The 26181-nt window shown below is 68.0% G+C and carries 25 protein-coding genes, 2 tRNA genes, 1 pseudogene and 1 riboswitch; of the genes and pseudogenes, 20 read left to right on the top strand and 8 right to left on the bottom strand.

All coding sequences use genetic code 11. The annotated features are described in order from the left end of the window. Positions 1-41: 41 nt before the first annotated feature. Complete coding sequence (locus tag ACFWCF_RS05770) at positions 42-887, bottom strand: undecaprenyl-diphosphate phosphatase (RefSeq protein WP_378558665.1); 846 nt, start codon at positions 885-887, stop codon at positions 42-44. A 207-nt stretch (positions 888-1094) separates the two neighbouring features. On the opposite strand from ACFWCF_RS05770, the gene ACFWCF_RS05765 reads away from it, so the two are divergent. From ACFWCF_RS05765 to ACFWCF_RS05730, 8 genes are all read left to right on the top strand, one after another. Beyond that, positions 1095-2033 carry an aldo/keto reductase gene (locus ACFWCF_RS05765; RefSeq protein WP_378558290.1) on the top strand — a complete coding sequence of 313 codons (939 nt, stop codon included), beginning with the start codon at positions 1095-1097 and terminating at the stop codon, positions 2031-2033. A gap of 89 nt (positions 2034-2122) precedes the next feature. Beyond that, entirely contained in the window at positions 2123-2788 is a 666-nt protein-coding gene (locus tag ACFWCF_RS05760) for a heme oxygenase (biliverdin-producing) (RefSeq protein WP_378558287.1), read from the top strand. 5 nt (positions 2789-2793) lie between these two features. After that, positions 2794-3816: a hemin ABC transporter substrate-binding protein gene (locus tag ACFWCF_RS05755; protein ID WP_378558284.1), complete on the top strand. Its 1023-nt coding sequence runs from the start codon at positions 2794-2796 to the stop codon at positions 3814-3816. Between the two features lie 40 nt (positions 3817-3856). Next, a complete protein-coding gene (locus ACFWCF_RS05750) occupies positions 3857-4918 on the top strand; it encodes a FecCD family ABC transporter permease (protein ID WP_378558662.1) in 1062 nt (353 codons plus the stop codon). An 89-nt stretch (positions 4919-5007) separates the two neighbouring features. Continuing rightward, on the top strand, positions 5008-5820 hold the full coding sequence (locus ACFWCF_RS05745) for a heme ABC transporter ATP-binding protein (protein ID WP_378558660.1): 813 nt from the start codon (positions 5008-5010) through the stop codon (positions 5818-5820). Between the two features lie 131 nt (positions 5821-5951). Continuing rightward, a complete protein-coding gene (locus ACFWCF_RS05740; RefSeq protein ID WP_378558281.1) occupies positions 5952-6959 on the top strand; it encodes a hypothetical protein in 1008 nt (335 codons plus the stop codon). 2 nt (positions 6960-6961) lie between these two features. Continuing rightward, positions 6962-7216 (top strand): DUF5703 family protein, encoded by a 255-nt coding sequence (locus tag ACFWCF_RS05735; RefSeq protein ID WP_378492824.1) that lies wholly within the window; start codon positions 6962-6964, stop codon positions 7214-7216. A 42-nt stretch (positions 7217-7258) separates the two neighbouring features. Continuing rightward, positions 7259-8323 carry a quinone-dependent dihydroorotate dehydrogenase gene (locus ACFWCF_RS05730; protein ID WP_378558278.1) on the top strand — a complete coding sequence of 355 codons (1065 nt, stop codon included), beginning with the start codon at positions 7259-7261 and terminating at the stop codon, positions 8321-8323. Positions 8324-8387: 64 nt separating this feature from the next. Here ACFWCF_RS05730 and ACFWCF_RS05725 read toward each other — a convergent pair whose 3' ends face one another. Both ACFWCF_RS05725 and ACFWCF_RS05720 read right to left on the bottom strand, forming a co-directional pair. Continuing rightward, positions 8388-8930 carry a YbhB/YbcL family Raf kinase inhibitor-like protein gene (locus tag ACFWCF_RS05725; protein ID WP_378558275.1) on the bottom strand — a complete coding sequence of 181 codons (543 nt, stop codon included), beginning with the start codon at positions 8928-8930 and terminating at the stop codon, positions 8388-8390. Positions 8931-8970: 40 nt separating this feature from the next. Then, a complete protein-coding gene (locus ACFWCF_RS05720) occupies positions 8971-10323 on the bottom strand; it encodes a M20/M25/M40 family metallo-hydrolase (RefSeq protein ID WP_378558272.1) in 1353 nt (450 codons plus the stop codon). 118 nt (positions 10324-10441) lie between these two features. On the opposite strand from ACFWCF_RS05720, the gene ACFWCF_RS05715 reads away from it, so the two are divergent. Next, positions 10442-10527: transfer RNA gene (locus ACFWCF_RS05715), tRNA-Leu, on the top strand. 209 nt (positions 10528-10736) lie between these two features. After that, positions 10737-10822, top strand: a tRNA-Leu gene (locus ACFWCF_RS05710). Between the two features lie 9 nt (positions 10823-10831). Here the strand turns inward: ACFWCF_RS05710 and ACFWCF_RS05705 are convergent. Beyond that, a complete protein-coding gene (locus tag ACFWCF_RS05705) occupies positions 10832-11122 on the bottom strand; it encodes a PLDc N-terminal domain-containing protein (protein WP_378558657.1) in 291 nt (96 codons plus the stop codon). Positions 11123-11217: 95 nt separating this feature from the next. On the opposite strand from ACFWCF_RS05705, the gene ACFWCF_RS05700 reads away from it, so the two are divergent. The 6 genes from ACFWCF_RS05700 to ACFWCF_RS05675 all read left to right on the top strand — a co-directional run bounded on the left by ACFWCF_RS05700 (position 11218) and on the right by ACFWCF_RS05675 (position 16764). After that, complete coding sequence (locus ACFWCF_RS05700; protein ID WP_378558269.1) at positions 11218-12693, top strand: SDR family NAD(P)-dependent oxidoreductase; 1476 nt, start codon at positions 11218-11220, stop codon at positions 12691-12693. A 139-nt stretch (positions 12694-12832) separates the two neighbouring features. Continuing rightward, on the top strand, positions 12833-13201 hold the full coding sequence (locus ACFWCF_RS05695) for a universal stress protein (RefSeq protein WP_378493157.1): 369 nt from the start codon (positions 12833-12835) through the stop codon (positions 13199-13201). Positions 13202-13219: 18 nt separating this feature from the next. Then, positions 13220-13612: a DUF2784 domain-containing protein gene (locus ACFWCF_RS05690; protein ID WP_378558266.1), complete on the top strand. Its 393-nt coding sequence runs from the start codon at positions 13220-13222 to the stop codon at positions 13610-13612. 10 nt (positions 13613-13622) lie between these two features. After that, the gene (locus ACFWCF_RS05685; RefSeq protein WP_378558263.1) at positions 13623-14867 is read left to right on the top strand and encodes a saccharopine dehydrogenase family protein; all 1245 of its coding nucleotides are present in this window, start codon (positions 13623-13625) and stop codon (positions 14865-14867) included. Between the two features lie 274 nt (positions 14868-15141). Further along, positions 15142-16089, top strand: coding sequence for a sulfite exporter TauE/SafE family protein (locus ACFWCF_RS05680; protein WP_378558260.1), 948 nt, complete (start codon positions 15142-15144; stop codon positions 16087-16089). 72 nt (positions 16090-16161) lie between these two features. Then, positions 16162-16764 carry a hypothetical protein gene (locus ACFWCF_RS05675; RefSeq protein ID WP_378558257.1) on the top strand — a complete coding sequence of 201 codons (603 nt, stop codon included), beginning with the start codon at positions 16162-16164 and terminating at the stop codon, positions 16762-16764. 73 nt (positions 16765-16837) lie between these two features. Here ACFWCF_RS05675 and ACFWCF_RS05670 read toward each other — a convergent pair whose 3' ends face one another. The 4 genes and pseudogenes from ACFWCF_RS05670 to ACFWCF_RS05655 all read right to left on the bottom strand — a co-directional run bounded on the left by ACFWCF_RS05670 (position 16838) and on the right by ACFWCF_RS05655 (position 22798). Continuing rightward, positions 16838-17545: a lysoplasmalogenase gene (locus tag ACFWCF_RS05670; RefSeq protein ID WP_378558254.1), complete on the bottom strand. Its 708-nt coding sequence runs from the start codon at positions 17543-17545 to the stop codon at positions 16838-16840. Positions 17546-17631: 86 nt separating this feature from the next. Beyond that, a pseudogene (gene meaB / locus ACFWCF_RS05665) lies at positions 17632-18648 on the bottom strand (methylmalonyl Co-A mutase-associated GTPase MeaB); the annotation flags it as partial. 7 nt (positions 18649-18655) lie between these two features. Then, on the bottom strand, positions 18656-20929 hold the full coding sequence (gene scpA / locus ACFWCF_RS05660) for a methylmalonyl-CoA mutase (protein WP_378493176.1): 2274 nt from the start codon (positions 20927-20929) through the stop codon (positions 18656-18658). Beyond that, positions 20930-22798 (bottom strand): methylmalonyl-CoA mutase family protein, encoded by a 1869-nt coding sequence (locus ACFWCF_RS05655; protein WP_378558251.1) that lies wholly within the window; start codon positions 22796-22798, stop codon positions 20930-20932. Between the two features lie 251 nt (positions 22799-23049). On the opposite strand from ACFWCF_RS05655, the gene ACFWCF_RS05650 reads away from it, so the two are divergent. From ACFWCF_RS05650 to ACFWCF_RS05635, 4 genes are all read left to right on the top strand, one after another. Next, on the top strand, positions 23050-23751 hold the full coding sequence (locus ACFWCF_RS05650; protein WP_378558248.1) for a TVP38/TMEM64 family protein: 702 nt from the start codon (positions 23050-23052) through the stop codon (positions 23749-23751). A 31-nt stretch (positions 23752-23782) separates the two neighbouring features. After that, the gene (locus ACFWCF_RS05645) at positions 23783-24364 is read left to right on the top strand and encodes a hypothetical protein (protein WP_378558245.1); all 582 of its coding nucleotides are present in this window, start codon (positions 23783-23785) and stop codon (positions 24362-24364) included. Continuing rightward, positions 24361-24876: a hypothetical protein gene (locus tag ACFWCF_RS05640; RefSeq protein WP_378493193.1), complete on the top strand. Its 516-nt coding sequence runs from the start codon at positions 24361-24363 to the stop codon at positions 24874-24876. Before ACFWCF_RS05645 ends, ACFWCF_RS05640 begins: the two co-directional genes overlap by 4 nt. A gap of 55 nt (positions 24877-24931) precedes the next feature. Continuing rightward, positions 24932-25019, top strand: a riboswitch (glycine riboswitch). 141 nt (positions 25020-25160) lie between these two features. Continuing rightward, on the top strand, positions 25161-26177 hold the full coding sequence (locus tag ACFWCF_RS05635; RefSeq protein ID WP_378558242.1) for a DMT family transporter: 1017 nt from the start codon (positions 25161-25163) through the stop codon (positions 26175-26177). Positions 26178-26181: the final 4 nt, after the last annotated feature.

Raw genomic sequence — 26181 nt, 5'->3', positions numbered from 1 at the left:
TGTCCTGCCGCGCCGCGGCGGCCGTGCGTGCCCGGCGACGGCTACGTCGCGGTGATCACACCCGTACCGAGCAGACCGAACAGCAGCAGGCCGATGATGATGCGGTAGCCGACGAACCAGTACATCGAGTGGTTCACCACGAACTTGAGCAGCCACGCGATCGCCGCGTAGCCGACGACGAAGGCGATGAGTGTTGCGACCACCAACTGTGCGCCCGAGGCCTCGAGTCCCTCGCCGACGGGTGCGAACGCATCGGGGAGGCTGAACAGTCCTGAGGCGAGGACGGCGGGGATGGCCAGCAGGAAAGAGTAGCGGGCGGCGGCCTCACGGGTCAGGCCGAGGAAGAGGCCGGCGGAGATGGTGCCGCCGGAGCGCGACACCCCGGGGATCAGGGCGAGTGCCTGGGCGGAGCCCATGATCAGGCCGTCCTTGAGGGTGAGTTGCTCGACGGTGCGACGCTGGCGTCCGTAGTACTCGGCGGCGGCGATGACGAAGGAGAACACGATGAGCATCGTGGCGACGAGCCACAGATTACGTGCCACGGTGCGGATCTCGTCTTTGAACAACAGTCCGAGAATGCCGACGGGGATGGTGCCGACGATCACGTACCAACCCATCTTGTAGTCGTGGTTGTCGCGGTGTTCCTTGTGGAATATGCCCCGGAACCAGGCGGACACGATGCGCCGGATGTCGCCCGCGAAATACAGCAGCACCGCGGCCTCGGTACCGAGTTGTGTCACGGCGGTGAAGGACGCGCCTGCATCTGTTCCGAAGAACAACTCGGACACGATGCGCAGGTGACCGGACGAAGAGATCGGCAGGAACTCGGTCAGTCCCTGGACGAGTCCGAGGATGATCGTCTGCAGCCAGGTCATCGCCTCGGTCATGCCGATGCCTCGGCACGGTAGCGGGAGGTCGATGATCGGTGGGTCGAGGTGCCCGCATTCGATGAGCGCAGATTCCAATTCACCCGCGAAACAGTACTTGGCGCGGCGAACCATCACTCGTCGAGCGTTCGACATTAAGGTGCCAGTCATGAGAACGGTCGTGTATCGATCGACCGGTTCTCTCGGGTCGGGAGGGACAGCAGAGGTATGGAACACAGAACTGTGGGCTCGAGCGGACTGCGCGTGTCGCGACTCGGACTCGGAACGTTGACCTGGGGGCGCGGTACCGACGGCGACGAGGCCGCGGCTCAGCTGTCGGCGTTCGTCGACGCGGGAGGAACCCTGATCGACACCTCGCCCGCCTACGGTGACGGGGTCGCGCAGCGCATCCTCGCCGAGTTGCTCGACGATGTGGTGCCCCGCGACGAACTGGTGTTGTCGGGGAGTTCCGGAATCGACACCACCAAGCTCGGCGCAGGCCGGGTGGACTGCTCCCGCGGTGGTCTGCTCACGCAGCTCGACCACACGCTGCGTGAGCTCGGCACCGATCACCTCGATATCTGGCAGGTCGCGACGTGGGACCCGCACACTCCGATCGACGAAGTCGTCTCGGCCCTCGAGTTCGCCGTGTCCAGCGGCCGCGTCCGGTATGTGGGGGTGCGGGGCTACCTCGGATGGCAGCTCGCGACGGCGGCGGCCCGCACCCGCCGGCCCGCTCCCCTGGTGTGCACGCAGGTCGAATACTCGCTGCTCGCCCGGGGAGTCGAAGAGGAACTGATTCCCGCGGCCGCGCATCACGGCGTCGGCGTGTTCGCTGCGGTCCCGCTCGCAGGTGGTGTGCTGACCGGCAAGTACCGCTCGGGAATGCCCGCCGACTCGCGCGGCGCCGACGACGTACACACCGAGGAGGTGCAGCGGTATCTGACGAAGTCCGCGATCCGGGTGGTCGACGCGGTTGCCACGGCCGCGGACGGGCTCGGTACGTCGCCGTTGGCGGTGGCGTTGGCGTGGGTGCGTGATCGTCCGCATGTCGCCTCGGCCCTGGTCGGGGCGCGGGATCTGGCACAGTTGACGGGGGTGCTGGTCGCGGAGGAACTGGCGTTGCCGCCTGCGATCTCGGCTGCACTCGACGACGTCAGTGCGTGAGGGGGAACCGCCGCTCGCCGATCCTTGGCACAAAGGTTAGGCTGTCCTGCCAACAGGGTTGGTAACGGCAGCACAGGGAGGTGGGGTCGATGACCACGACCGAGATCGCAGGATTCGCCGAGCGCATCCGGATCGAGACACAGCAGGCACACTCGGACACCGAGAACTCGGTGTTCGTCACCGAACTGCTCGACGGGAAACTCGACGCCGCCGCGCACGCCGCACTACTCGCCCAGACCTGGTTCGTGTACGACACACTCGAACGGATCGGGCACACCTACACCGACGATCCGATCGTCGGCCCCTTCCTGTCCACCGAACTGCTGCGCACGGCGGCACTCGAGGCCGACCTGGAGTTCCTTCTCGGTGCGCAGTGGCGCGCCGGTCTCGCGCCGCGGTCCGCGACCGTCGCCTACGTCGACCGCATGCAGCAGGTCGCGGCAAGGTCACCGGAAGCGTTTCTGGCGCACCACTACCTGCGCTACATGGGCGACCTGTCCGGTGGGCAGATCATCCGCCGCATGCTCGAACGCGCCTACGGATACGACCGTGACGGGCTGCGTTTCTACACCTTCGACGAGATCCCGAAGACCAAGCCGTTCAAGGACTCCTACCGCGCCAAACTCGACGCCGCTCCCCTCGACGGAACCCAGCAGCAGCGGCTGATCGACGAGGCCAACCTCGTGTTCGGACTCAACGGCGCGCTGTTCGCCGATCTGGCCGCCGATCTCGACCGATACCGGACGCAGGTCTGAACGATATGTTCCGTTCGACCGTGAACATCCTGTCGGCGCTGCTCGTGGCGATCGTCGTGCTCGTGCTCGGCGGTTGCAGCACCGATTCCGGCGGAACCGACGCGTCCGCCGCTGCGGGTGCCCGCACCGCGACCGTCGCCGACCCCGATCCACGACCGATCACCACCGACCCGTCCCCGACGCTCCCCACGACGGTGCGCAGCGTCGACGGTGTCGATGTCACCGTGACCGATGTGTCGCGGATCGTGGTCGCAGACCGCTCGGGCACCCTCGCACAGACCGTGTTCTCGCTCGGTCTCGGAGACAACGTCGTCGGCCGCTCCACCACGATCTTCCCCGCCGGGGAGCACCTGACGAACGTCACACCCGGCGGGCACAGCCTCAACACCGAGGCGATCCTGGCATTGAACCCCACGGTGGTGCTCACCGACACCTCGATCGGGCCGCTGGCCGTGCAGCAGCAGTTGCGCGACACCGGTGTACCGGTGGTGTTCGTCGATCCCGAACGCAACCTCGACACTGTGGCGTCGGGCATCGAGTCGGTCGCGGCGGCACTCGGCGTTCCCGAGGCGGGCGAGGCCTTGGTGCAGCGCACCAACGAGGAAATCGCCGCTGCGCAGGCCTCGATTCCGGAAGATCACCCCGATTTCACCGTCGCGTTCTTGTACCTGCGCGGCTCCGCGATCAAGATGCTCGGCGGCCCGGGTTCCGGAGCCGATGCATTGATCGAATCCCTCGGCGGACGCGACGCAGGAACCGTGGCCGGTCTCGACTCGAAATTCATGCCGATCACCAGCGAAGCCATGATCGCCTCTGCACCCGACACGATCCTGATCATGACGCGCAGTCTCGAGTCCGTCGGCGGCCCGGAAGGCCTGGCCGCGTTACCGGGTGTCGCGCAGACCCCGGCCGGAAAGAACGGCAGCATCATCGACATGGAGGATTCGGTGCTGCTGAGCTTCGGGCCCGAGACCGGTGAAGTGCTCGCGGCCCTCGTCGAGGCGTTCTATCCGTCCGATGCCCCGTGATCGAGTGCCTGCGGTGAGCGAGGTCGGCGAAACCACCGGACTGCCCGTGGAGGCGCTCCGCAAGGCCGGATCCACCCGCACCACCGTGGTGTTCGCGGGTCTCGTCGTCGCGCTCGTGGGACTGGCGATCGTGTCGGCATGCCTCGGTCAGGTGCCGACCAGCCCCGCCGAAGTGGTCGGCAGTGTGCTGCACCGCATCGGTCTCGACATCGGTCCGATGCCGGCCCATCCGGCCGGTGAGGTGACACTCTGGGAGGTGCGCTTCCCCCGGGTGGTCGTGGCAATGCTCGTCGGCGCCGCGCTCGGCTGTTCCGGGGCGCTGCTGCAGGGCATCTTCGCGAACCCGCTCGCCGAGCCCGGGGTTATCGGGGTGTCGTCCGGTGCCGCCGTAGGCGCCTCCGCGGTGATCGTGCTCGGCGGCGCCTTCTCGTCCGGGTGGTCACTGGCCGGGGCGGCGATGCTGTCGGGTCTGGTCACCACCTTCCTCGTGTACGCGATGTCGCGTTCGGGTGGCCGCACCGAGGTGGTCACCGTGATCCTCACAGGTGTCGCCGTCAACGCCATGGCCGGCGGACTCATCGCGCTCTTCACCTTCGTCGCGAACCCCGCGGCCCGCGACCAGATCGTGTTCTGGCAGTTGGGCAGTCTCGGGGGCGCCACGTGGGACGTCGTCGGCGTCGTCGCCCCGCTCACCGTGGTCGGTGTGGCGGTGGCGATCGTGCTCGCCCCCAAACTCGATGTGCTCGCCCTCGGCGAGAGCGTGGCCCGTCATCTCGGTGTCGACGTCGAACGGGTGCGGCAGGTGGCGATCGTCGCGGTCGCGGTGCTGGTCAGTGCCGCGGTGGCGTTCACCGGCATCATCATGTTCGTCGGGCTCGTGGTGCCGCATCTGATGCGTCTGGCGCTCGGCCCCGCCCACCGTGTGCTCATGGTCGCCAGCGTTCTCGGCGGCGCGGTGGTGCTCCTCGCCGCCGATCTCGGAGCCCGCACCCTGGTGCCCAACGCCGACCTGCCGCTCGGCATGCTCACCGCGCTGATCGGCGGCCCGGTGTTCTTCCTCATGTTGCGCCGCACCCGCGCCAAGCAGGGTGGGTGGGCGTGAGTCGATCCTCGTTCACGCTCGCCACATCACGGACCTCTCCCGTCGCATCGCTCGCCCAGAAATTCGGTCGGTTACGCGGCCGCCGCGACCTGCCCGAGCGATCCGCGCCCGGTTCCGTCACGCTGCGCGGCACCGGGGTCCGGTTGCGGCGCGGCGAACGCGAAATTCTGCACGGCATCGACTTCGAGGTCCGCGCCGGCGAGATCGTTGCCCTGGTCGGCCCCAACGGCGCGGGCAAGTCGACGCTGCTCGCCGCATTGACCGGCGACCATCCGCTCAGCGCCGGGCACGTCGAGGTCGACGGGCAGGACCTCGCCGAGTGGACTCCCCTCGCATTGGCGCGGCGACGTGCCGTGCTGCCGCAGCAGCATACCGTCGGCTTTCCGTTCACTGCGCGGCAGGTGGTGCAGATGGGCCGCGCCGCATGGGCGCGCACGGACCGGCAAGCCGCAGACCTCGAATTCGTCGACGACGCATTCACGACGTGCGATGTCGCACATCTCGCCGACCGACCGTTCCCGGCGTTGTCCGGTGGCGAACGGGCCCGGGTCGCGCTGGCCCGGGTGCTGGCCCAGGACACCCAGACCTTGCTGCTGGACGAACCGACCGCGGCGCTCGACATCGGGCATCAGGAAACGATCATGCGGGTGGTGCGGTCCCGCGCCGATCACGGTCACGCCGTGGTGGTGGTCCTGCACGACCTCGGACTCGCCGCCGCGTACGCCGACCGCATCTGCGTGCTGGAGAAGGGCCTTCTCGTCGCCGACGGTGCTCCGGCCGAGGTGCTCACCGAAGAACTGCTCAGCCGGGTCTACGACTATCCGGTACGGGTCGGCGCGCACCCGGAGACCGGTACCCCGCTCGTACTGCCGCATCGGGACGGACCCGCACCGACGCCGTGAGCGCCGCGTCACACCTGCGCTGACCGGCACGGAGGCGCCTGCACCCACCGGATGCCGATCGGGAACACTGGGTGGTGGCATTGTCTTCGGGCACTGCCACAGTCACAGGACGACAGCGAGGAGCAACGACGATGGGTGGACCGGTGATGCGCAGCGCCGCGGTAGTGATCGGGCTCGCGGTGACGCTGGTCGCCGGATGCGCCTCGTCCGACGAGGCTGCCGAGTCGGTGCCGACCCGCGAACCGGCCACCGCCGCGGTGTCACCCGCGGTGACCGCTGCCCCCGCCGGCATCATCACCCCCCTCGCGGAGTCGGTGGAAGCGATGGTCATCGCACCGGGGACCGGCGTCGTCGCCGCCCTCGTCGACGACGGGCAGCAGGTGCTGCTGATCGACGGAGCAGACGCAGCGCCGCGCGAGGTGCCGTTGCCCGCGAGCGCGGCGACCGTCGCCGTCGGCCCCGACGGAACCGTGCTGGCTCCCGCGGCAGGCGTGGTCGCGCAGGTCGACGTCACCACCGGGTCCGTCACCGAAGTTCCGATCGACGGCGAGGCGCTCTCGGCTGCGGTCCTTCCCGACGGCCGCTGGGCGGTCGGAACCGCGGACGGCACGGTCCTCATCGTCGCCCCGGAGACCGGTGACGTGGAGTCGACGATCGGCGGGCTCATCTCCGTCGACGCGCTCGCGGTCGCCGACGGCACCCTCGCGGCCCTGGACCGGCACCAGACCTCCATCAACGAAGTCGACGTCGAGGATGCGAACCTGCGCATGGCGCTCCGCGCCGGCGAGGGCGCGACGCAGATGACCAGCGACCCGTTCGGGCGGGTGATGGTCACCGACACAGACGGCGACGAACTACTCGTCCACACCCTCGATTCGCTGGTCCTGCGGCAGCGGTATCCGGCGGGTCCGGCACCGTACGCGGTGGCCTACGACGAGAAACGTGACCTGGTGTGGGTCACCTTGACCGGCAGCAACGAGGTCGTGGGCTACGATCTGTCGACCGGTATTCCGAGGGAGCGCCACCGCTTCGCGACAGTGCAGCAACCCAACTCGCTCGCCGTCGACCCGGCCGATGCTGCGCTGGTGGTGGCATCCGCGACCGGCGACGGACTGCAGAGGATTCCGGTCGAAGGGTAGTGATGGCAGGCGAAAGTGCGAGCCGGTTCACCCGCCTCCCGGTGGGGTGGGACACCAGCAACGACGACTACGAGTACGTACCGCTGAAGCTTCCGAAGGAAGTGTCGCGGATCAGTGCCTCGCTCCGACTCGCGATCTCCGCCGAGTTCCACGGCTGGGAGTTGACCCGGCTGCGGTTGTATCCGGACGGCAGTCGGCGGGTGTTGCTGCGTCGCCGCAAGACCGGCCGTCACCTCCCCGAACCCACCGTCCGCTGATCGATCACCCGGGTCACTGCCCGGATCTGCAGGGAGTTGTTCGTGTACAGCTTGCTTCTTCGCGTGATGTTCCTCGTGCCGCCGGAACGGATTCACCATCTGGTGTTCCTGGTGCTGCGTCTGATCACAGGATTCGGACCGACCCGCGCGCTCGCCTCGAAGATCCTCACCGTCGACGATCCGGTGCTGGACAGCACCGTGTTCGGCGTTCGGTTCCCGAATCCGGTGGGCATGGCCGCCGGGTTCGACAAGGACGCGAAGGGGGTCGACGCGTGGGGGCCACTCGGGTTCGGTTTCGCAGAGATCGGCACCGTCACGGCGCAGTCGCAGCCCGGTAACCCCGCGCCGCGACTGTTCCGGTTGCCGGAGGACCGCGCGCTGATCAACCGGATGGGGTTCAACAACCACGGTGCCGGTGAAGCCGCCAATCAACTGCGGCAACGTCGCCGGACGGTGCCGATCGGCGCGAACATCGGCAAGACGAAGATCGTGCCTGCCGAGCAGGCGGTGGAGGACTACACCGCGAGCGCGCAGCTGCTCGGTCCGCTCGCCGATTTCGTGGTGGTCAACGTCTCGTCCCCGAACACCCCGGGTCTGCGGGATCTGCAGGCCGTCGAGTCGTTGCGGCCGCTGCTGCAGGCGGTACTCGACACCGTGACGGTGCCGGTGCTCGTGAAGATCGCCCCCGACCTGTCCGACGAGGACGTCGACGCGGTCGCCGATCTCGCCGTCGAGTTGAAGCTCGCCGGGATCGTTGCCACCAACACCACCATCCGCCGCGACGGATTGCGCACCGACCCCGCCCGCCTCGAGGAGATCGGGGCCGGCGGCCTGTCGGGTGCGCCGGTGGCCACGCGGTCCCTCGAAGTACTGCGACGGCTGTATGCGCGTGTCGGTGATCGGTTGACGTTGGTGTCGGTCGGTGGCATCGAGACGCCGGAGCAGGCGTGGGAGCGCATCCTGGCCGGTGCGTCGCTGGTGCAGGGCTACACCGGGTTCATCTACGGTGGCGCGTTCTGGACGCGGCGACTCAACAAGGGCCTCGCCCGCAAGGTGCGGGCCTCCGGCTACGCGTCGCTCGCCGATGCGGTCGGTGCCGGTCGCTGAGCTACTCCCGGCAGACGGCGGGGGCCGACACCATCGACGGTGTCGGCCCCCGCTGTCTGTTCCTCTACTCGACCTCGTACGTACCGGTCAGCAGGCCGCGTGCAATGGCGTGCCCGAAGACGTTGAAGCCGAGGAACGCCGGGCTCGATTCCAGGCCGACACCCTCGAGCAGTTCGACGTCGAGGGCATGCACGGCGACGATGTAGCGGTGATGCCCGTGCCCAGGCGGCGGCGCAGCGCCGATGAATCCGAATGCGCCGCCATCGTTGCGCAGCGAGACCGCACCGATCGGCAGAGCAGCCGAGTCCGTACTGCCGGCCCCGGACGGCAGGTCGGTGACGGTGGCCGGGATGTTCGCCACAGCCCAGTGCCAGAAGCCGGATCCGGTCGGCGCGTCCGGGTCGAACACGGTCACGACGAAACTCTTCGTCTCCGCGGGGAAACCCGACCACGACAGCTGCGGTGAGACGTCGCCGCCGCCGGGGATGCCGAACGCGCCGCTGGCCTGTGGAAGCTTCCACGTGTCACCTTCGGCGAAGTCCTCGCTGGTCACCTGGAAGGTGGGCAGCTCGGGCAGGAACTTGTACGGGTCGTAATCGAAGGCCATACCGGTCCTTTCGGGTTGTGTTCGGTGATCGAGTTCGTGATCAGGAGTGCATGAGGAAGTGTTCCATGACGCGGGTGCCGAAGCGCAGTGCGTCGACGGGGACACGCTCGTCGACGCCGTGGAACAGTGCGGCGAAGTCGAGGTCCGGGGGGAGCTGCAGGGGCGCGAAGCCGAAGCAGCGGATTCCGAGCTTGGCGAATGCCTTGGCGTCGGTGCCTCCCGACAGCATGTATGGCACGGTGCGGCCGAGCGGGTCGTGGGCTTCGATGGCGGCGTTCATCGCGTCGACGAGGTCGCCGTCGAACGTGGTCTCGTACGAGTCGAGGCTGGTGATCCATTCGCGGGTGACGTCGGGGCCGATCAGTTCGTCGACGGTGCGTTCGAACTCGGCGAGGCGTCCGGGCAGGATGCGGCAGTCGACGACGGCCTCTGCGGTCTGCGGGATCACGTTCGCCTTGTAGCCGGCGTTCAGCATCGTGGGGTTGGCGGTGTCGCGCAGCGTCGCACCGACGATCCGGGCGATCGACCCGAGTTTCGCAAGGGTGCCCTCGAGATCCGGGGAGGCGGGGTCGAAGTTCAGGCCGGTCTCTTCCCCCGCGGCGGCAAGGAATTCGGCGACCGAATCGGAGACCACGAGTGGGAACGTGTGGGCGCCCAGCCGAGCGACGGCCTGCGCCAGGATGGTGACGGCGTTCTCCTCGTGGAGGAACGATCCGTGCCCGGCGCGGCCCTTCGCCGTGAGACGCATCCAGCCGAGGCCCTTTTCTGCGGTCTCGACCAGGTAGAGACGGCGTTCGGTGCCGTCGGGACGCGGCACGGTCAACGAGAAGCCGCCCACCTCACCGACGGCCTCGGTGACGCCCTCGAACAGGTCGGGGCGGTGCGCGACGAGCCATTGGGAGCCGTAGGTACCGCCGGCCTCCTCGTCGGCGAGGAACGCGAAGACGAGATCGCGGGGCGGGACGATGCCCTCCGCTTTGAAGCGTCGGGCGACGGCGATCATCATCCCGACCATGTCCTTCATGTCGACCGCACCGCGACCCCAGACGTAGCCGTCCTCGACCGCTCCGGAGAACGGGTGCACGCTCCAGTCGGCCGGTTCGGCGGGCACCACGTCGAGGTGCCCGTGCAGCATCAGCGCGCCGCGGTCGCGGTCGGCGCCCGGGAGCCGGGCGAAGAGGTTGCCGCGACCGGGGGCGCCGGATTCGACGTAGGTGGTCTCGTATCCGACCTCCTGGAGTTGGGACGCGACCCATTCGGCGCATTCCTTCTCACCGCGGGTGGTGGCGAGGTCGCCGGTGTTGGAGGTATCGAAGCGGATGAGCCGGGACACGAGGTCGACGACCTCTGCTTCGGCTCTGGAGGGCTGGTGCGCATTCGATGTTGTGGCCATGCCTGCATGTCTACCATCGACGACGCCGCGAATCACTGCAGGTGGGGGTAGCGATTTGGGAGCTGGGGCGTGGTGCGTTAATCTTTCACAGCGCCCGCCGGAGTGGGGGCGCGCTCGAGTCCGAGTGGCGGAATGGCAGACGCGCTAGCTTGAGGTGCTAGTGTCCTATTAACGGACGTGGGGGTTCAAGTCCCCCCTCGGACACTCTGAGTCGAGACAGACGATGAAGGCCCCGAACCGATCAGGTTCGGGGCCTTCATCGTTGTCCGGCCGGTCGGTCGAGTGCTCTCGGCACGGACGCCTCAGCTCCGGTGACCACGGGGTAGGCGAATTGGGGAACAGAGCATCCATGCGCTACTGTTTTCGACAGCGCCCGCGGAAGCGGGAGCACACCGCGTGCCCGTGTGGCACCGGTCCGAGTGGCGGAATGGCAGACGCGCTAGCTTGAGGTGCTAGTGTCCTATTAACGGACGTGGGGGTTCAAGTCCCCCCTCGGACACGCGAAATATCAAGGCCCCGAACCTGATTCAGGATCGGGGCCTTCTTCGTCGAGAGGATGTCGCTCAATTGCGGCGCCCTTGCGGAAGTAGCTGATCGGACCGATGAAGTTCACGGCGATGATCAGCGCCCACTTCAGCTTGTTGCCGTTGACCTTCTCTGCGGGGCGGGTCGCGAGATCCACCCAGGCCGTCGCGGCGAGGGAGAGTTGGACACTCGCGAGAACCAGCACGAGGGCTCGCTGCCACGGCGGTAGATCGGCGAACTTCTTCTTGACACGCGCCGGTGTGGTCGAGCTCATCATTCCTCCGAAGTGATCCTCAGGACATGAGCAGCGGGCCGTCCGCACTCGCCCGGTACCATAGTCGGGCTTCAGTACACACCGGAAAAGGCCACATGGACCCCCACAGCGACACTGCAACGACACTCACCGACGCACTCGGTTCCGAGCGGATCGATTCCGCCGATCTCGAAGTCTGCCTCCGCGTTCTCGATTTCGCGGGGGATCTCGCGGCCGATCATCCCGATGCGGTCACCGTGCAGCGCGCCGTCGGGCACATGTTCAAGAAGTTCAAGCGGCTGCGCCGCATCGAGCGACGCGACCGCAAGGCCGCCGCCGACCGCGAGGTCCTCGAGTCGACCGCGACCGGCTCCCCCACCCGCATCGACGACGAGACCGCCGGGGTTCCGCTCACGTCGTCCGCACGGAACGCGAGCGCGGGCACGCTGCTGCGTCCGCGTGGCTGCTACGTCTGCAAGGACAAGTACACCCGGGTCGATGCGTTCTACCACCAGCTGTGCCCCGAGTGCGCGGCGGAGAATCACGCCAAGCGTGACGCGCGCACGGATCTGACCGGGCGGCGCGCGCTGCTCACCGGTGGTCGCGCCAAGATCGGCATGTACATCGCGCTGCGACTGCTGCGCGACGGCGCGCACACGACGATCACCACCCGTTTCCCGAACGATGCGATCCGCCGGTTCAGCGCGATGGAGGACAGCGCCGACTGGATCCACCGCCTGCGTGTGGTCGGCATCGACCTGCGGGACCCGGCGCAGGTCGTGGCTCTCGCCGACGAGGTCGCGGCGCAGGGCCCGCTGGACATCCTCATCAACAATGCGGCGCAGACCGTCCGCCGCTCCCCCGGCGCCTATTCGGCGCTCGCCGAGGCGGAGTCCGCAGCCCTACCGGCAGGTCCTCGTCCCGAGGTGCTCACGTTCGGCAAGCCGTCGGAGGCGCATCCCGCCGCACTCGCGGGCAGCCTCTCGGGTAGTGCGTTGTCGCCGGAGTCCGTGTCGTCGCTGGCCATGGTGGCCGGGTCCGCCACCCCGGAGCGAATCGCCGCGGGCATCGCGATCGACGCCGGCGGGCTGCTTCCGGACCTGGTGCACACCAACAGCTGGGTGCAGACCGTGGGCGAGGTCGAGCCGCTCGAGCTGCTCGAGGTTCAGTTGTGCAACTCGGTGGCGCCGTTCATCCTCGTCGACCGGTTGCGATCGTCCATGGCCGCGTCTCCGGCGCGCCGCAAGTACGTCGTCAATGTCTCGGCGATGGAAGGGCAATTCGCGGGCCGCCGGTACAAGGGGCCGGGGCATCCGCACACGAACATGGCGAAAGCTGCGCTCAACATGCTCACCCGCACGAGCGCCGAAGAGATGCTCGGCGACGGCATTCTCATGACCGCCGTCGACACGGGGTGGATCACCGACGAGCGACCTCACCACACCAAGATCCGGCTGGCCGAGGAGGGCTTCCACGCGCCCCTCGACCTCGTCGACGGCGCGGCGCGGGTGTATGACCCGATCGTGCAGGGCGAGGCGGGCGTGGATCTCTACGGGTGCTTCCTCAAGGACTACGCGTCTGCGCCCTGGTGACGGCCCGCCCGGTGAGATCCGACCGACAGGACTCCGACGGCAGAGACCATTTCCACAGGGGTCCGATGCCCGATTCACCCGTGCGGGCCGCGATACTGGTACACAGTCGACCCACCGTTCCACTGCGCCTAGGAGCATCATGACTGTCGCCGTCGTCCATGCCGACACCCCCGAAGGCCGCGCCGCCCTGCGTGCAGGCGCCCGCGAGGCCGCCGACCGCGGGCAGAAGCTGGTCGTGCTGGCGCCCCTCGACGATCCCGCTGAGAGCGACACGGTAGGCGCGGAGGTCCTCGGCGTCCTCGGCGAGGGCGACTGGGAGGTCCTCACCGAGGTGCACGACGGCGATTCGGTCGGAACGCTGATCGAGTTGCTCGCGCGAAGCGGCGCCGACCGGGCCGTGGTGGGTAGCCGCGGCCGGACCGCGACCGGCAAGTTCCTCCTCGAGCGTGGGCTGCAGCGCGTGATCATCGAAGCAGCGGTTCCCGTGCTCGTCGTGAAGGACGAGTGACCGGCCTACGCTGGTCCTATGGCTTACCGGCTGCTCGCCGACGCGACCGCGTTCGCCCATCTGCTGTTCGTGCTCTACGTCGCGTTCGGCGGGTTCCTCACGTGGAGGTGGCCCCGCACGCTCGTCACGCATGTGCTCGCCGTGGTGTGGGGCGCCGCGTCGGTGCTCATCGGTTTCGACTGCCCGCTGACGTCTGCGGAGAACTGGGCTCGGACCCGGGCCGGTGAGTCGGGGCTGCCGCCGGGCGGATTCATCGAGCATTATCTCACCGGTGTGATCTATCCCGAATCGGCGCTCGGGTCGGTGCGCGCCGCTGTCGTCGTGTGTGTCGTGGTGTCCTGGACGGTGCTGTGGACCCGTCACCGACACTCCCGTGTGAGAACGGTCGCACCGCGACTTACTCGCCAGTAGGGTGGGCGGCATGACTGCCTCACGCCATCTCGACGTCGTCGTCTACGGCGCCACCGGCTTCGTCGGCCGCCTGACCGCGGAGTACCTCGCCCACCACCTGCCGTCCGGCCTGACGGTCGGTCTCGCCGGTCGCTCCCGCGACAAACTAGCCGCCGTACGCTCGACACTTCCTCCCGCGGCCGCCGAGTGGCCGTTGATCATCGCGAATGCCGACGACCCCGACTCCCTGGCCGCGATGGCGTCCGAGACCCGCGTGGTGATCACGACGGTCGGCCCGTACGCCCGGTACGGCATGCCGCTGGTCCAGGCGTGCGCCGAGACAGGTACCGATTACGTGGATCTGACCGGCGAGGTCCTGTTCCAACGCGAGAGCATCGACCGGTTCGACGAGGTCGCCCACCGCACCGGCGCCCGCATCGTGCACGCGTGCGGGTTCGATTCGGTTCCGTCCGATCTCGGTGTGCATGCCCTGCGTCGCGCCGCGGAGGCCGACAACGCCGGCGCCCTGACCGACACCACATTCATCCTGACGTCGTTCAGTGGTGGCATCAGCGGCGGCACGATCGATTCCCTGCGCAACCAGATCGACGTCGTCCGCACCGATCGCACGGCCCGGAAGATCGCGGCGAGCCCCTACTCGTTGTCGCCCGACCGGGACCAGGAACCCGATCACGGCAGGCAGAGCGATGTCGCGCTGGTCGACGGCAAGACGATCGCTCCCGAGGTGACCGGATGGAAGGCGCCGTTCGCGATGGCATCGGTCAACACCCGGGTGGTGCGGCGCAGCAGCGCCCTCACGGACGGCACCTACGGACCGCGGTTCCGGTATCGGGAGGTGATGAGCGTCGGGTCGTCGGTGGCATCCCCGGTGATCGCCGGGGCTGTCGCGGCAGGACTGGGCGCCTTGGTGGCGGGCCTGTCGTTCCGTCCGACCCGGTACCTGCTCGACAAACTGTTGCCCGCACCCGGCGAGGGCCCGTCGGAGAAGACCCGAGAGCAGGGTCATTTCACGGTCGATCTGTACACCACCACCGAGACCGGTGCCCGCTACACGGCGCGATTCGCGGCGAACGGCGACCCCGGATACAAGGCGACTGCGGTGATGTTGGGTGAATCCGCGCTGTCGTTGGCAGTCGGGGGTTCTGCACTCCATGCGGGTGGCGGGGTACTGACTCCTGCGGTGGCGTTCGGTGATGTGCTGACCGAGAGGCTGCGCGCAGCGGGCTTCGAGATCTCGACGCGCCGACTGCCCTGAATCTCCGCGCCGACGTGCATCCGTCGTCGGCGACGGGCTATGCTCGATCGGTCGCCTGTCCGGCGACCGAAGTGGTTCGACGAAAGAATTGGGACATCATGCACGCGACGAGCATCGAGACGGCTCCTGCCGCTCGGCTTGCGCTGATGGCGTTCTGGCCTACCCGTCGTGGCGCATGCTTCGACTGCGAGTGTTGTACCTGGATGTCCTTCTGAGCGGTGTCGCACCGCTCGTCGTGTTCGTCTAGGTTCCTTCCAGTCGCACGGAGCGTTGCATGCTCAATCTCCTTGTTTTCACGTTGGTCGGCGTCGGCGCCCAGTTGGTCGACGGTGCGCTCGGCATGGCATTCGGTGTCACTGCCACCACCTTGTTGATCTTCAGTGGCGTCGGCGCGGCCCACGCGAGCGCGGCGGTCCACCTGGCCGAGGTCGGTACCACCCTGGTGTCCGGTGCCGCGCACTGGCGGTTCCGCAACATCGACTGGAAGGTCGTGTTGCGACTCGGCGTTCCCGGTGCGATCGGCGCATTCCTCGGCGCCACCGTCCTCTCGGGCCTGTCCACGGAAGCAGCCGTACCGGTGACCGCGACGATCTTGCTGATCATCGGTGTGTATGTCGCGCTGCGCTTCTCGGTGCGCCCACCCGCCGTGGCGAACGCCCGTACCTCGCCGCACACCGCCAAGTTCCTCTCACCGCTCGGATTCTTCGGTGGTTTCGTCGACGCGAGCGGTGGCGGCGGCTGGGGTCCCATCACCACCAGCACGCTGCTCTCTCGCGGAAAGACCGCGCCGCGCACGGTGATCGGCTCGGTCAGTGCCTCGGAGTTCCTCGTCGCCGTCGCAGCCAGCATCGGCTTCCTGATCGGCCTGGGACGCGAATCGTTCGACAACCTGGTCATCGTGGCGGGGTTGGCGATCGGTGGTGCGCTCGCTGCTCCGGTGGCTGCATGGTTGGTCTCGCGCGTTCCCGCGACGCTACTGGGGACCGCGGTCGGCGGTGTCATCGTCGTGACCAACCTGTACAAGTTGTTCGACACGTTCGAGGTGTCCAGTATGGTCGCCACGCTGCTCTACATGCTGCTCATCGCCGGGTGGATCACGCTGCTGGTCGTGTCGTGGAAGCGCTCGAAGCTCACCCCGGCCGAGTCGTCGGGTGGTCTCGAAAAGCTCGAGGCTCCGACCCCCGCGGTCTTGCAGGAAGACCCGCAGGGCCAAAAAATCTAGCACGCCACGTGAACGGACAAAACACCCATACCAAGATCAGTGCGGGACACCACACCGGATAGCATTCGCCGCGTGAATCGACACCGTCTCGCGGCCCTCCCCGCACTCCTCGCCTGCGCACTCATCCTCGGCGCCTGCTCCTCCGACGACGCTTCGTCCTCATCCGATGGCGACAGCGCCTCACAGACCGCCGACGCTTCGTTCTCCGACGGAGACGTCAGCGTCGAGACACTCGACGCCGACCTCCTCGCCAAGTTCACGAGCTGCGACGACGTCGCACCCGCCGTGGAGCAGTACATCGAAGGGCTCGACGCCGATCCGAACAACGGCTCGAGCGACTACGGCGTGTACTGCACCTGGACTACACCCGAAGCTGCCACGAGCCTCGACGACATCCGCACGGTCGAGGTCATGATCGAAACAGGGAACGGCGCCGTGTCCGACACCTCGGTACTCGGTACCGCAGGACTCGAAGTGCTCTCCGACAGCGCCGTCGAGTCCAATGGTGGCGTCGCGTACACCATGAACATGGGCACAGCCGTTGCCGGCATCACCGTCACCACCGTCGAGTTCCCGGATGTGCGTGTCTCGGTCACCGGCGGGCAATGGGCCGAGTTCCCCAGCCTGGACGGGCCGGCTGCGGTCGGAGTCGCCACCGAGCTTCTCGGCCTCTGATCAAGAGGTCCCCCTCTGCGACGACACGGGCGTGGTCATCACAGCTGTGATGACCACGCCCGTTCTCCGTCGATCAGTCCAGTTGACGAACCGCAGTCCGGTCATCGTTCTCGCTCCGGGTCGCCCGGGCTCGGGTCATCACGCCGTGTGTGATCAGAACCTGCGCTGCGATGTAGGTCAGCATCACCCAGAAACCCGACAGCGGCAGCGGGAAGTCGTCGATGAACGCGCGCAATGCGATCAGCGAATCGGAGACAACGAAGATCACCGCGCCGATCGCGACGGTAGGCCCGACCCCGGTGGCGAGGATCGCCATCGCGGCCAGGCACAACGCGTAGAGCACCACCGGGATCAAGAGCACGCCCGCACCCGGAGCGCAGACGGCCACCAGCACGACGACCGCGACCGCGAAGACCGCGAGCACCCACCGTCGTGTGTGCAGCACGCTGTCGGCCCGGTACGGCATGAACGCCGCGATGTACGTCACCTGCGCGCACAGGAAGAATCCGACGAGCACGAGGAACGAGGTGTCGCCGTCGAACAGGTCGGGTGCGGTGTCGCCGAGCCACGAGAAGGTCAATGCCACCAACGTGAGCTCGACGAGCCGGGACCGGGGCGCGGTCGTGCCCAGGACCAGTGCTGCCGCCAGCACCGGCATGAGCAGCCATTGGGTGGCGTCGACCAGCATCGCCTCGGGATCGATGAGCTGGGCGATCAGATGCACCGCGGCGAGCACACCGAAAACCGCGAACACGATCCGCGCGGCGACGCTCCGGGTCACAGAGCGGGACCGTCGTTCTCGACGGCCCCGTCGACACCGTCGGCCCCGTCGGCCCCGTCGACACCGTCGACACCGTCGACACCGTCGACACCGTCGAATGCATCCAGGATCCGCTGCGCACCGATGGCCGCGGTGAGCGACCCCGTGCGGACCCCGGCTTCGACGTCGCCGCGGATCGCCTTGACCCGCGGGTTGCTCTCGAGTCGGCGGAGCAGCTGGTCGTGCACCATCGTCCACGTCCAGTCGACCTGCTGACGACTGCGGTTCTCGTCGAACTGCCCGGCCTCGGTGAGCACCTTCTTGTGTTCGAGGACGGTGTCCCAGAACGTGTCGAGACCCACGCGTTCCAGCCCACTCATGGTGATCACCGGGGGCTTCCACACTGCGTCGTGTGGATGCACCATGCGCATCGCACCGGACAGTTCGCGGGCAGCGACACGCGCGTCGCGCTCGTGGTTGCCGTCCGCCTTGTTCACCGCGACGAGGTCGGCGAGCTCGAGCACGCCCTTCTTGATGCCCTGCAACTGGTCGCCGGTGCGGGCGAGAGTCAGGAAACAGAAGCAGTCCACCATGTTCGCGACGGTGACCTCCGACTGCCCGACACCGACCGTCTCGACCAGGATCACGTCGAACCCGGCCGATTCGAGCAGCACCATGGTCTCGCGGGTCGCCTTGGCGACACCGCCGAGGGTGCCTGCTGTCGGAGACGGACGGATGAAGGCGTCCTGTTCTCCCGCCAACCGCGCCATCCGGGTCTTGTCACCCAGGATCGACCCGCCGGTCCTCGTCGACGATGGATCGACGGCGAGGACCGCGACCCTGTGCCCCTTACCGATCAGATACATACCCAGCGAGTCGATGAACGTCGACTTCCCGACCCCGGGAACGCCCGTGATACCGACCCGGATCGCCCCGCCCGCCTGCGGGAGCAGGCGCAACAGTAGCTGCTGCGCCTGCTTCCGATGGTCGTCTCGAGTCGATTCGATCAGGGTGATCGCCTTCGCGAGTCCGGCACGCTCGTTGGCGAGTACGGACTCCGCGAGGGCGTCGAGGTCGACCGGACGCCGAGGCGTCGCGGTGGTCCCGATCGAGGTGTCGCTCATGTGCGCATCAGCTCCCGAGCGAATGTCCGAGGCGGGCACCGAGCTTGGTGAGCAGGCCGGCGGCGGCATCAGCGATGACGGTGCCGGGCGGGAAGATCGCCGCGGCACCGGCTTCGTACAGCTCGTCGAAGTCGCCGGGCGGGATGACGCCACCGACCACGATCATGATGTCCTCACGGCCGACCTCCCCGAGCGCCGCCTTGAGCGCGGGCACCAGTGTGAGGTGTCCCGCAGCCAACGACGACACGCCGATGACGTGCACGTCGTTGTCGGCCGCCTGCCGGGCGACCTCTTCCGGTGTCTGGAACAGCGGTCCGACGTCGACATCGAAGCCGAGGTCGGCGAACGCCGTGGAGATCACCTTCTGGCCACGGTCGTGGCCGTCCTGTCCCATCTTCGCGACCAGGATACGGGGGCGGCGGCCCTCCTCTTCCGCGAACTTCTCGACGAGTTCGATGGTCGTGGAAATGTTGCTCGCCTCCCCTGCTTCGTCACGGTAGACGCCGCTGATCGTGCGGATCTCGGCCTGATGCCGGCCGTAGACCTTCTCGAGCGCGTCGGAGATCTCGCCGCCGGTGGCCATCGCGCGGGCCGCGTTGATCGCGAGCGCGAGCAGATTGTTCTCCATCGAGACATTCCCCGTCGCTCCGCTCGCCCCGTCCTCGGTGGACGACGCGGCGCGGGTGAGCTCGGCGAGCGCGGCCTGGGTGGCTGCCTCGTCACGCTCCGCGCGCAGCTTGACGAGCTTCGCGAGCTGCTCGGCACGCACCTTCGAGTTCTCGACCTTGAGAACCTCGATGCTGTCGGGCTCTGCGGGCACGTACTTGTTGACACCGATCAGCGGCTGGCGGCCGGAGTCGATGCGCGCCTGGGTGCGGGCAGCGGCTTCCTCGATGCGCAGCTTCGGGATGCCCTCGGAGATGGCCTGCGCCATGCCTCCGGCCTCCTCGACCTCCGCGATGTGCGCGCGGGCCCGGTTGGCGAGCTCGTGGGTGAGCCACTCGACGTAGTGCGAGCCGCCCCACGGATCGATGGGCCGGGTCGTGCCGGACTCCTGCTGCAGCAGCAGCTGGGTGTTCCGCGCGATGCGGGCCGAGAAGTCGGTGGGCAATGCGATCGCTTCGTCGAGCGCATTGGTGTGCAGCGACTGGGTGTGGCCCTGGGTCGCGGCCATCGCCTCGACGCAGGTCCGGCCGACGTTGTTGAACACGTCCTGCGCGGTCAGCGACCAGCCGGAAGTCTGCGAGTGGGTGCGCAGGGAGAGCGACTTCGCGTTCTTCGGATCGAACTTCTCGACGAGCTCGGCCCACAGGAGCCGACCGGCGCGGAGCTTGGCGACCTCCATGAAGAAGTTCATGCCGATGGCCCAGAAGAACGACAGACGCGGTGCGAACTTGTCGATCTCCATGCCGGCGTCGAGGCCTGCGCGGATGTACTCGACACCGTCGGCCAGGGTGTAGGCGAGCTCCAGATCGGCTGTGGCTCCGGCTTCCTGGATGTGGTAGCCGGAGATGGAGATCGAGTTGAACTTCGGCATCTTCGTGCTGGTGTACGCGAAGATGTCGGAGATGATCCGCATCGAGGGCTTCGGGGGGTAGATGTAGGTGTTGCGGACCATGAACTCCTTCAGAATGTCGTTCTGAATGGTTCCGGCCAACTGCTCGGGGGTGACACCCTGCTCTTCGGCAGCCACGACGTACAGCGCGAGGATCGGCAGTACCGCGCCGTTCATCGTCATCGACACCGAGACCTTCGACAGGTCGATGCCGTCGAACAGCTGACGCATGTCGAGGATCGAGTCGATCGCGACTCCGGCCATGCCGACATCACCCTGAACGCGTGGATGGTCGGAGTCGTAGCCGCGGTGCGTCGCCAGGTCGAAGGCCACCGACAGGCCCTTCTGGCCGGCCGCGAGGTTGCGGCGGTAGAAGGCGTTGGATTCGGCGGCCGTGGAGAAGCCCGCGTACTGGCGGATGGTCCACGGCTGGTTGACGTACATCGTCGGGTACGGGCCGCGCACGAACGGCGCGATACCCGGGTAGCTGCCGAGCGGGTAGCCGTCGGCGGCGATGGCGTCGCGGTCGGCCTTGGTGTAGACGGGCTTGACGTCGATGCCCTCGGGGGTGGTCCACACGACGTCGTCGACGGTGTAGTTGTTGGCGGACGCAACGGAGTCGACGAGCGCGGCGGTCTGCTCCGCGGTGGGAGCAGCGGGTTCCGTGGAATCCGGATCTGTCAGCGGGACATCGGCAAAACTGCCGATCTCGGATTGGATGCTCACTTACGCTCCCAGGGTGTTCAGAAGATCGGTCAGTGCAGCGACCGCGTCGATACGCGCGGTCAGGTAACCGTCCGGACGGTTGTCGCCCTGCGCGTCCCCCACGGCCTTCTCCGGGCCGGCGAGGAGCACAGTGGTGATCCCGGCGGAGCGCAGCGCGGCGGTGGCGGTGCCTGCGTGCTCGCCGTAACGGGCGTCGGTGCCGCAGAGCACGGCGACGGTGGCGCCGGAGTCGCGGACCGCGGCGGCGAGGGTGTCGTCGCTCGGGTCCACCGGCCCGGGGTTGATCGCGTCGATGCCACCGGCCGCGAGCAGATTGCTGGCGAAGGTGGTGCGCACATTGTGCTCGGCGACCGGGCCGAGCGGTGCGAGCAGCACCGTGGGCCGGGAGCCGTGCACGGCGAGGTAGACGTCGGAGCGGTTGCGCAGCGCCTCGAACGGTGCCGCGTAGCGCGCCGCGAAGGCACCCGAGTCGGCGACGCCGGCGGGCAGCGGGGCCTCACCGAGGTTCGGGAACTCGTTGATGCCGGTCACGGAGGTCTTACGGTGCGCGATGTCGGACTCGCGGCGGGCGCGGGTCGTGGCGATACGGTCCGCGACCAGCCCGGCGTCGAGCGCCGTGCGGTAGCCGCCGGCCGCTTCGATCTGCTGGAAGAACTCCCACGACTTCGCCGCGACCTGTGCGGTCAGGTCCTCGATGTACCAGGATCCGGCGCCCGGATCGAGGACACGGCCGAGGTTGGATTCCTCGAGAAGGAGCAGGTTGGTGTTGCGGGCGATACGCGCGGAGAACGCCTCCGATACTCCGACGGCGCCGGCGGGCAGCGCTGAGTCGAACGGAAGGACGGTGACGGAGTCGGCGCCACCGACTCCGGCGCCGAAGGCGGCGAGGGTGGTGCGGAGCATGTTCACCCACGGGTCGCGCTGAGCCATCATGGCGGCGGAGGTCACCGCGTGCTGCGGCGCATTGCCCGCGTCGCCTGCTCCGGCGACCTGCGCGACACGTGCCCACAGCAGACGGGCTGCGCGGAACTTCGCGATGGTCTGGAACTGATCGTCGGAGGCCGCGAATCGGAACTCGATCTGGCCGAGAGCCTGTTCGGCAGATAGACCGGCAGCGACGAGCGCGCGGACGTACTCGATGCCGACGGCGATGGCCGCGCCGAGTTCCTCGGCGTCGGATGCACCGGAGTTGTGGAAGGCGGTGCCGTCGACGGTGAACGCGCGGACCGTCTCGACGCGCTCTGTTGCCGCGGTGGCGAGTGCAACGGCCTCGTCGACGGTGATGTCGGCGCGGCCGGAGAAGGCGCTGGTCAGCGGCGCGGCGCCGAGCGCGATGCGCACGGCGCCGCGGTCGGCGACGTCGGTGCGTGCGTCGAGCAGCGCGTACATGGCCGTGGTTGCGGCAGGGACGTCAGCGCCGGCGTCGAGGCTGATGGGCGCGAGGTCGACGAGGACCTTGTCGAGTGCAACGGACAGTCCGTCGACGGGTAGGGCACCGTCGCCGACCTGCAGCCACAGGGCGCTGACGCCGTTCTCGAGAGCGTCGAGGATCTGTTCGCCCAGGTTCTTGGCGTCGGTTCCGTCGAAGCGGGCGCTGACGAGCCAGCCGGCGTTGACGTCGCGGGTGGACGAACCGCCCCGCGTGTACGGGAACTGCCCGGGCAGGGGTGCTTCCGGGCGTTCGTCGCGGCCGCTGTAGAGCGGAGCAACCGTCACGTCGTCGTATGTGGTGGTCTCGAGCAGACGCTGCGGCTCCGGGCCGAGTTCTGCGGGATCGACGCGGCGCGACTTTGCGAGTACGCCCGCGACCGCTTGCTGCCACTGCGCGTATGCGCGCGCGGCGTCCTCGGCCTCTGCTGCTAATGACACGTGCGATTTCCTCCTACTGCGGGTGGGCAGGCTGTCGGGCGGCCGGGGTGGGCCGACGGGGCGTAGCGCCTCGCAAAACATTAAGCCGATGTCGTTGTGATGCTAGCCGCACACGCCGGTGGGGAATCATGGGGATCACCACAATTTCTCTAGCGTTCGTTCACCGCGTGGACGAGTCGGTGTGATCCTGCAGTCTGTATCTCTCCGTGCCAGGTGTGCGCGCAGGACGGGAGGTAGGCTGGCGCCCTGTGATGAGGATCTTCAGAGACCGCAGGGTCATCGGCATCCTCGTTCTTCTCGCGGTCTTTGCCGCGGCGGCGCTGCTGCTTCCGCATCCGTCGATCGGGCAGATCCGGGAATGGTCGCACTCGGTCGACGGCCCCTTTCTGATACTGATCTTCTTCGCCGTCCATTCGCTGGTGACGATCAGCCCGGTGCCGCGGACGGTGTTCACCCTCAGCGCCGGTGTGCTGTTCGGTCCCCTGGTCGGCATCGCGGTCACCAGCGCGGCGACCGCCGTCAGTGCGGTTCTCGCATTCCTGCTGGTACGGGCACTGGGTCGGGGTGTCGTGGCGTCCTATCTGACGCATCCTGCTGCGAAGGCGGTCGATCTGCGACTCGCGCGGCGCGGCTGGCTCGCGGTCGGGTCGCTGCGGCTGATCGCCGCAGCGCCGTTCTTCGTCGTGAACTGTTGTTGTGCGGTGTCGGCGGTGCGCCTGCTGCCGTACACGCTCGCGACCGTCGTCGGGATTCTGCCGGGCACCGTCGCCGTGGTGCTCCTCGGTGATGTGCTCACCGGGGAGTCGAGTCCGGGACTGATGGTGGTGACGGCGATCTGCATCGCGCTCGGCGTCGGCGGACTTCTGATCGAGGCGCGCCTGCCCCAGCCGGCGGGGTCGGCACTCGATGCCGTCATCGACCCAGAACACGATGAGACAAGCCTGAAGGCTTGATTTTTACTATTCAAGGCTCCATCCTTGATTGATGTATGTGTTGACGGTCGACCAACGCGGCAGTCGCCGAGACATCGACCGCGTCGCGAATCTGCTCGCCGAACTCCGCGCCGCCCCACTTCTCCGGAAGTTCGAACGCACCGCCGGTGACGAAGTCCAGGCGGTGGCCGACGACGCCGCCATCGTCCTCGACCTCGCATTGAATCTCCTCGACCGCGACAACTGGAGCATCGGCATCGGCATCGGCCCCGTCGAGACGCCCCTGCCCGCCCAGACGCGCGCCGGCCGCGGTCCCGCGTTCGAGCACGCACGCACCGCCGTCGAGCGCGCCAAGAACGCACCCGGCCGCATCGCCGCCGACGGCGTCGACACCGAGTCCGCATCCGACGTCGATGCCGCCCTGACCCTGCTCGCGACGATCGTGTTGCGCCGTACCGATCAGGGTGCCGAAGCCGTCGCACTCGCCCGCGCCGGCCTACCGCAGGCCGAGATCGCCACCGAACTCGGCATCAGCAAACAGGCCGTGTCCCAGCGCCTGCTCACCGCCGGATGGCAGGCCGAACTCGCCGGCCGTCCGCTCCTGCACCGACTCCTCGAAAGGGCCGACCGTTGACCGTCGCCTCCCTGGTGCTCCTCGCTGTCGCAGCCGTCGCGCCGGCACTGTCCTTGATTCCGCGTCTTCCGGTGTGGATCGGGGCGGCTGTCACCGCGATCGCGCTCGGAACCGCAGCGCTCACCGCTGCTGCCACCGATCCCGCTCAGGGTTTCGCACTCGGGGCGACACTCACCCTCACCACCATCGTCGCCATCACCGGCGGCGGACCGGCGGTACTCGTCGCGTTCCGGATCGCCCGTCGGCAACCCGACGCGGGACCGACCCCGACACCGCCGCCGGGACCATTGCGCGGCGGTCGGGTGATCGGCGTCCTCGAACGCGGCGCAGTCGCCGCATCGATCCTGGCCGGCTGGCCGGAGGGCATCGCGATCATCATGGCGGTCAAGGGGCTGGCTCGGTATCCGGAACTGCGCGAACCGCAGGCGTCCGAGCAGTTCATCATCGGCACGTCGACGAGTGTGTTGTGGGCTGCCGCCGCGTGTGGGGTCGGCCACGCCTTGATCACTTGAGTTCTCACCGACGCAGCCGGGCTGGCATACTTGCGGGCGCAACTGAATATGCCATTGAACTGCGGCGGGAGAGTCCCGCATCCGCGGGCGCCGAAGGAGCAACCTCCCGGGAATCTCTCAGGCCCACAGACCGCCGCACGCGAGGCAACTCTGGAAAGCAGCCCTTCGGGGCTCACCGACGGTGTAGGCGGATCCCACAAGATCCGTGAAAGCTCTCAGGTCCGATGACAGAGCGGGGAACCACCGCCCCCGGTGCGTGATGCACCCTGTCCGGAGGAAGTTCCGTGGCCCTGACCATCGGCGCACCCCTGCGCGTCCAGCCTGTTCCGTCCCGTGTCGCACCGTCGCCCACTCCCCCGCCGTCGCGGCCGAGCCCGAACCGACGACTCGGCATCGCTGCCATCGTGATCTCCGCGACCGCGATGGGCGCCGCAGGCTTGTTCGGTCGCATGGCCACCCCACCCGGCGCCGCACTCGGCGAGGCGCTGACACTCGGCCGCATGCTCGTCGGCGCCCTGGGCATGATGCTGCTGATCGTCTTCTCGCGCCGACTCGGCGCGATCCGCCGCACGCGACTGTCCCCGTCGATCGTCCTCGGCGGCGTGTTCCTCGGTCTGTCGCTGGCCACCTACCTGTCGTCCACCCTGCTCACCGACCTGTCACGGACCGTCGTCCTGCACTACCTCGGTCCGCTCATCGCGACGGTGCTCGCCAGGATTCTTCTCAAGGAATCGATCACGCGACTGGACGTGTTGTCGCTGGTGACGGCGTTCGCCGGGATGCTGCTGGCCGCCGGACTGATCGGCGGTGGCCCCTCGGCAGGGTCCGAGCAGGAAGCCCTGGGCACGGTGCTCGGCGTCGCGTCGGGCATCTTCTACGGTCTGGCCCTGCTCTGCTACCGGTACCGCTCCGACATGCCCGCCGATGTCCGCAGCTTCTGGAACTTCGCCTTCGGGGCCGTTGCCACCGCAGCCATGGTCGCGGTCACCCGCCCTGATATGACGGGCATGACCGCCACGAACTGGGCGTGGGCCGCCGGCTTCTTCGTCGTATGCGGTCTGCTCGCTCTGGGTCTGCTCGTCGTCGCGGGCAAGCACCTGCGGGCAGCGGAACTGTCGGGTCTGTCGTATCTCGAGGTCGTCGTCGCGCTGCTCCTCGGTGCCCTGGCGTTCGGCGAATCCATCTCACCCCTCGCCATCCTCGGCGCCGGGATGATCGTCGCGGCGATGACACTCCCGCTCGCCACCGGTCGTCGGCGCCGCAACAAGATCCCCGCACCGAAGGTCGGGTCGACCACATGACAAC

The organism is Rhodococcus sp. NPDC060090, from assembly GCF_042729855.1.
In the GTDB taxonomy this organism is placed as follows: Bacteria; Actinomycetota; Actinomycetes; order Mycobacteriales; family Mycobacteriaceae; genus Rhodococcus.
This window is presented reverse-complemented; position numbering and strand designations above follow the sequence as displayed.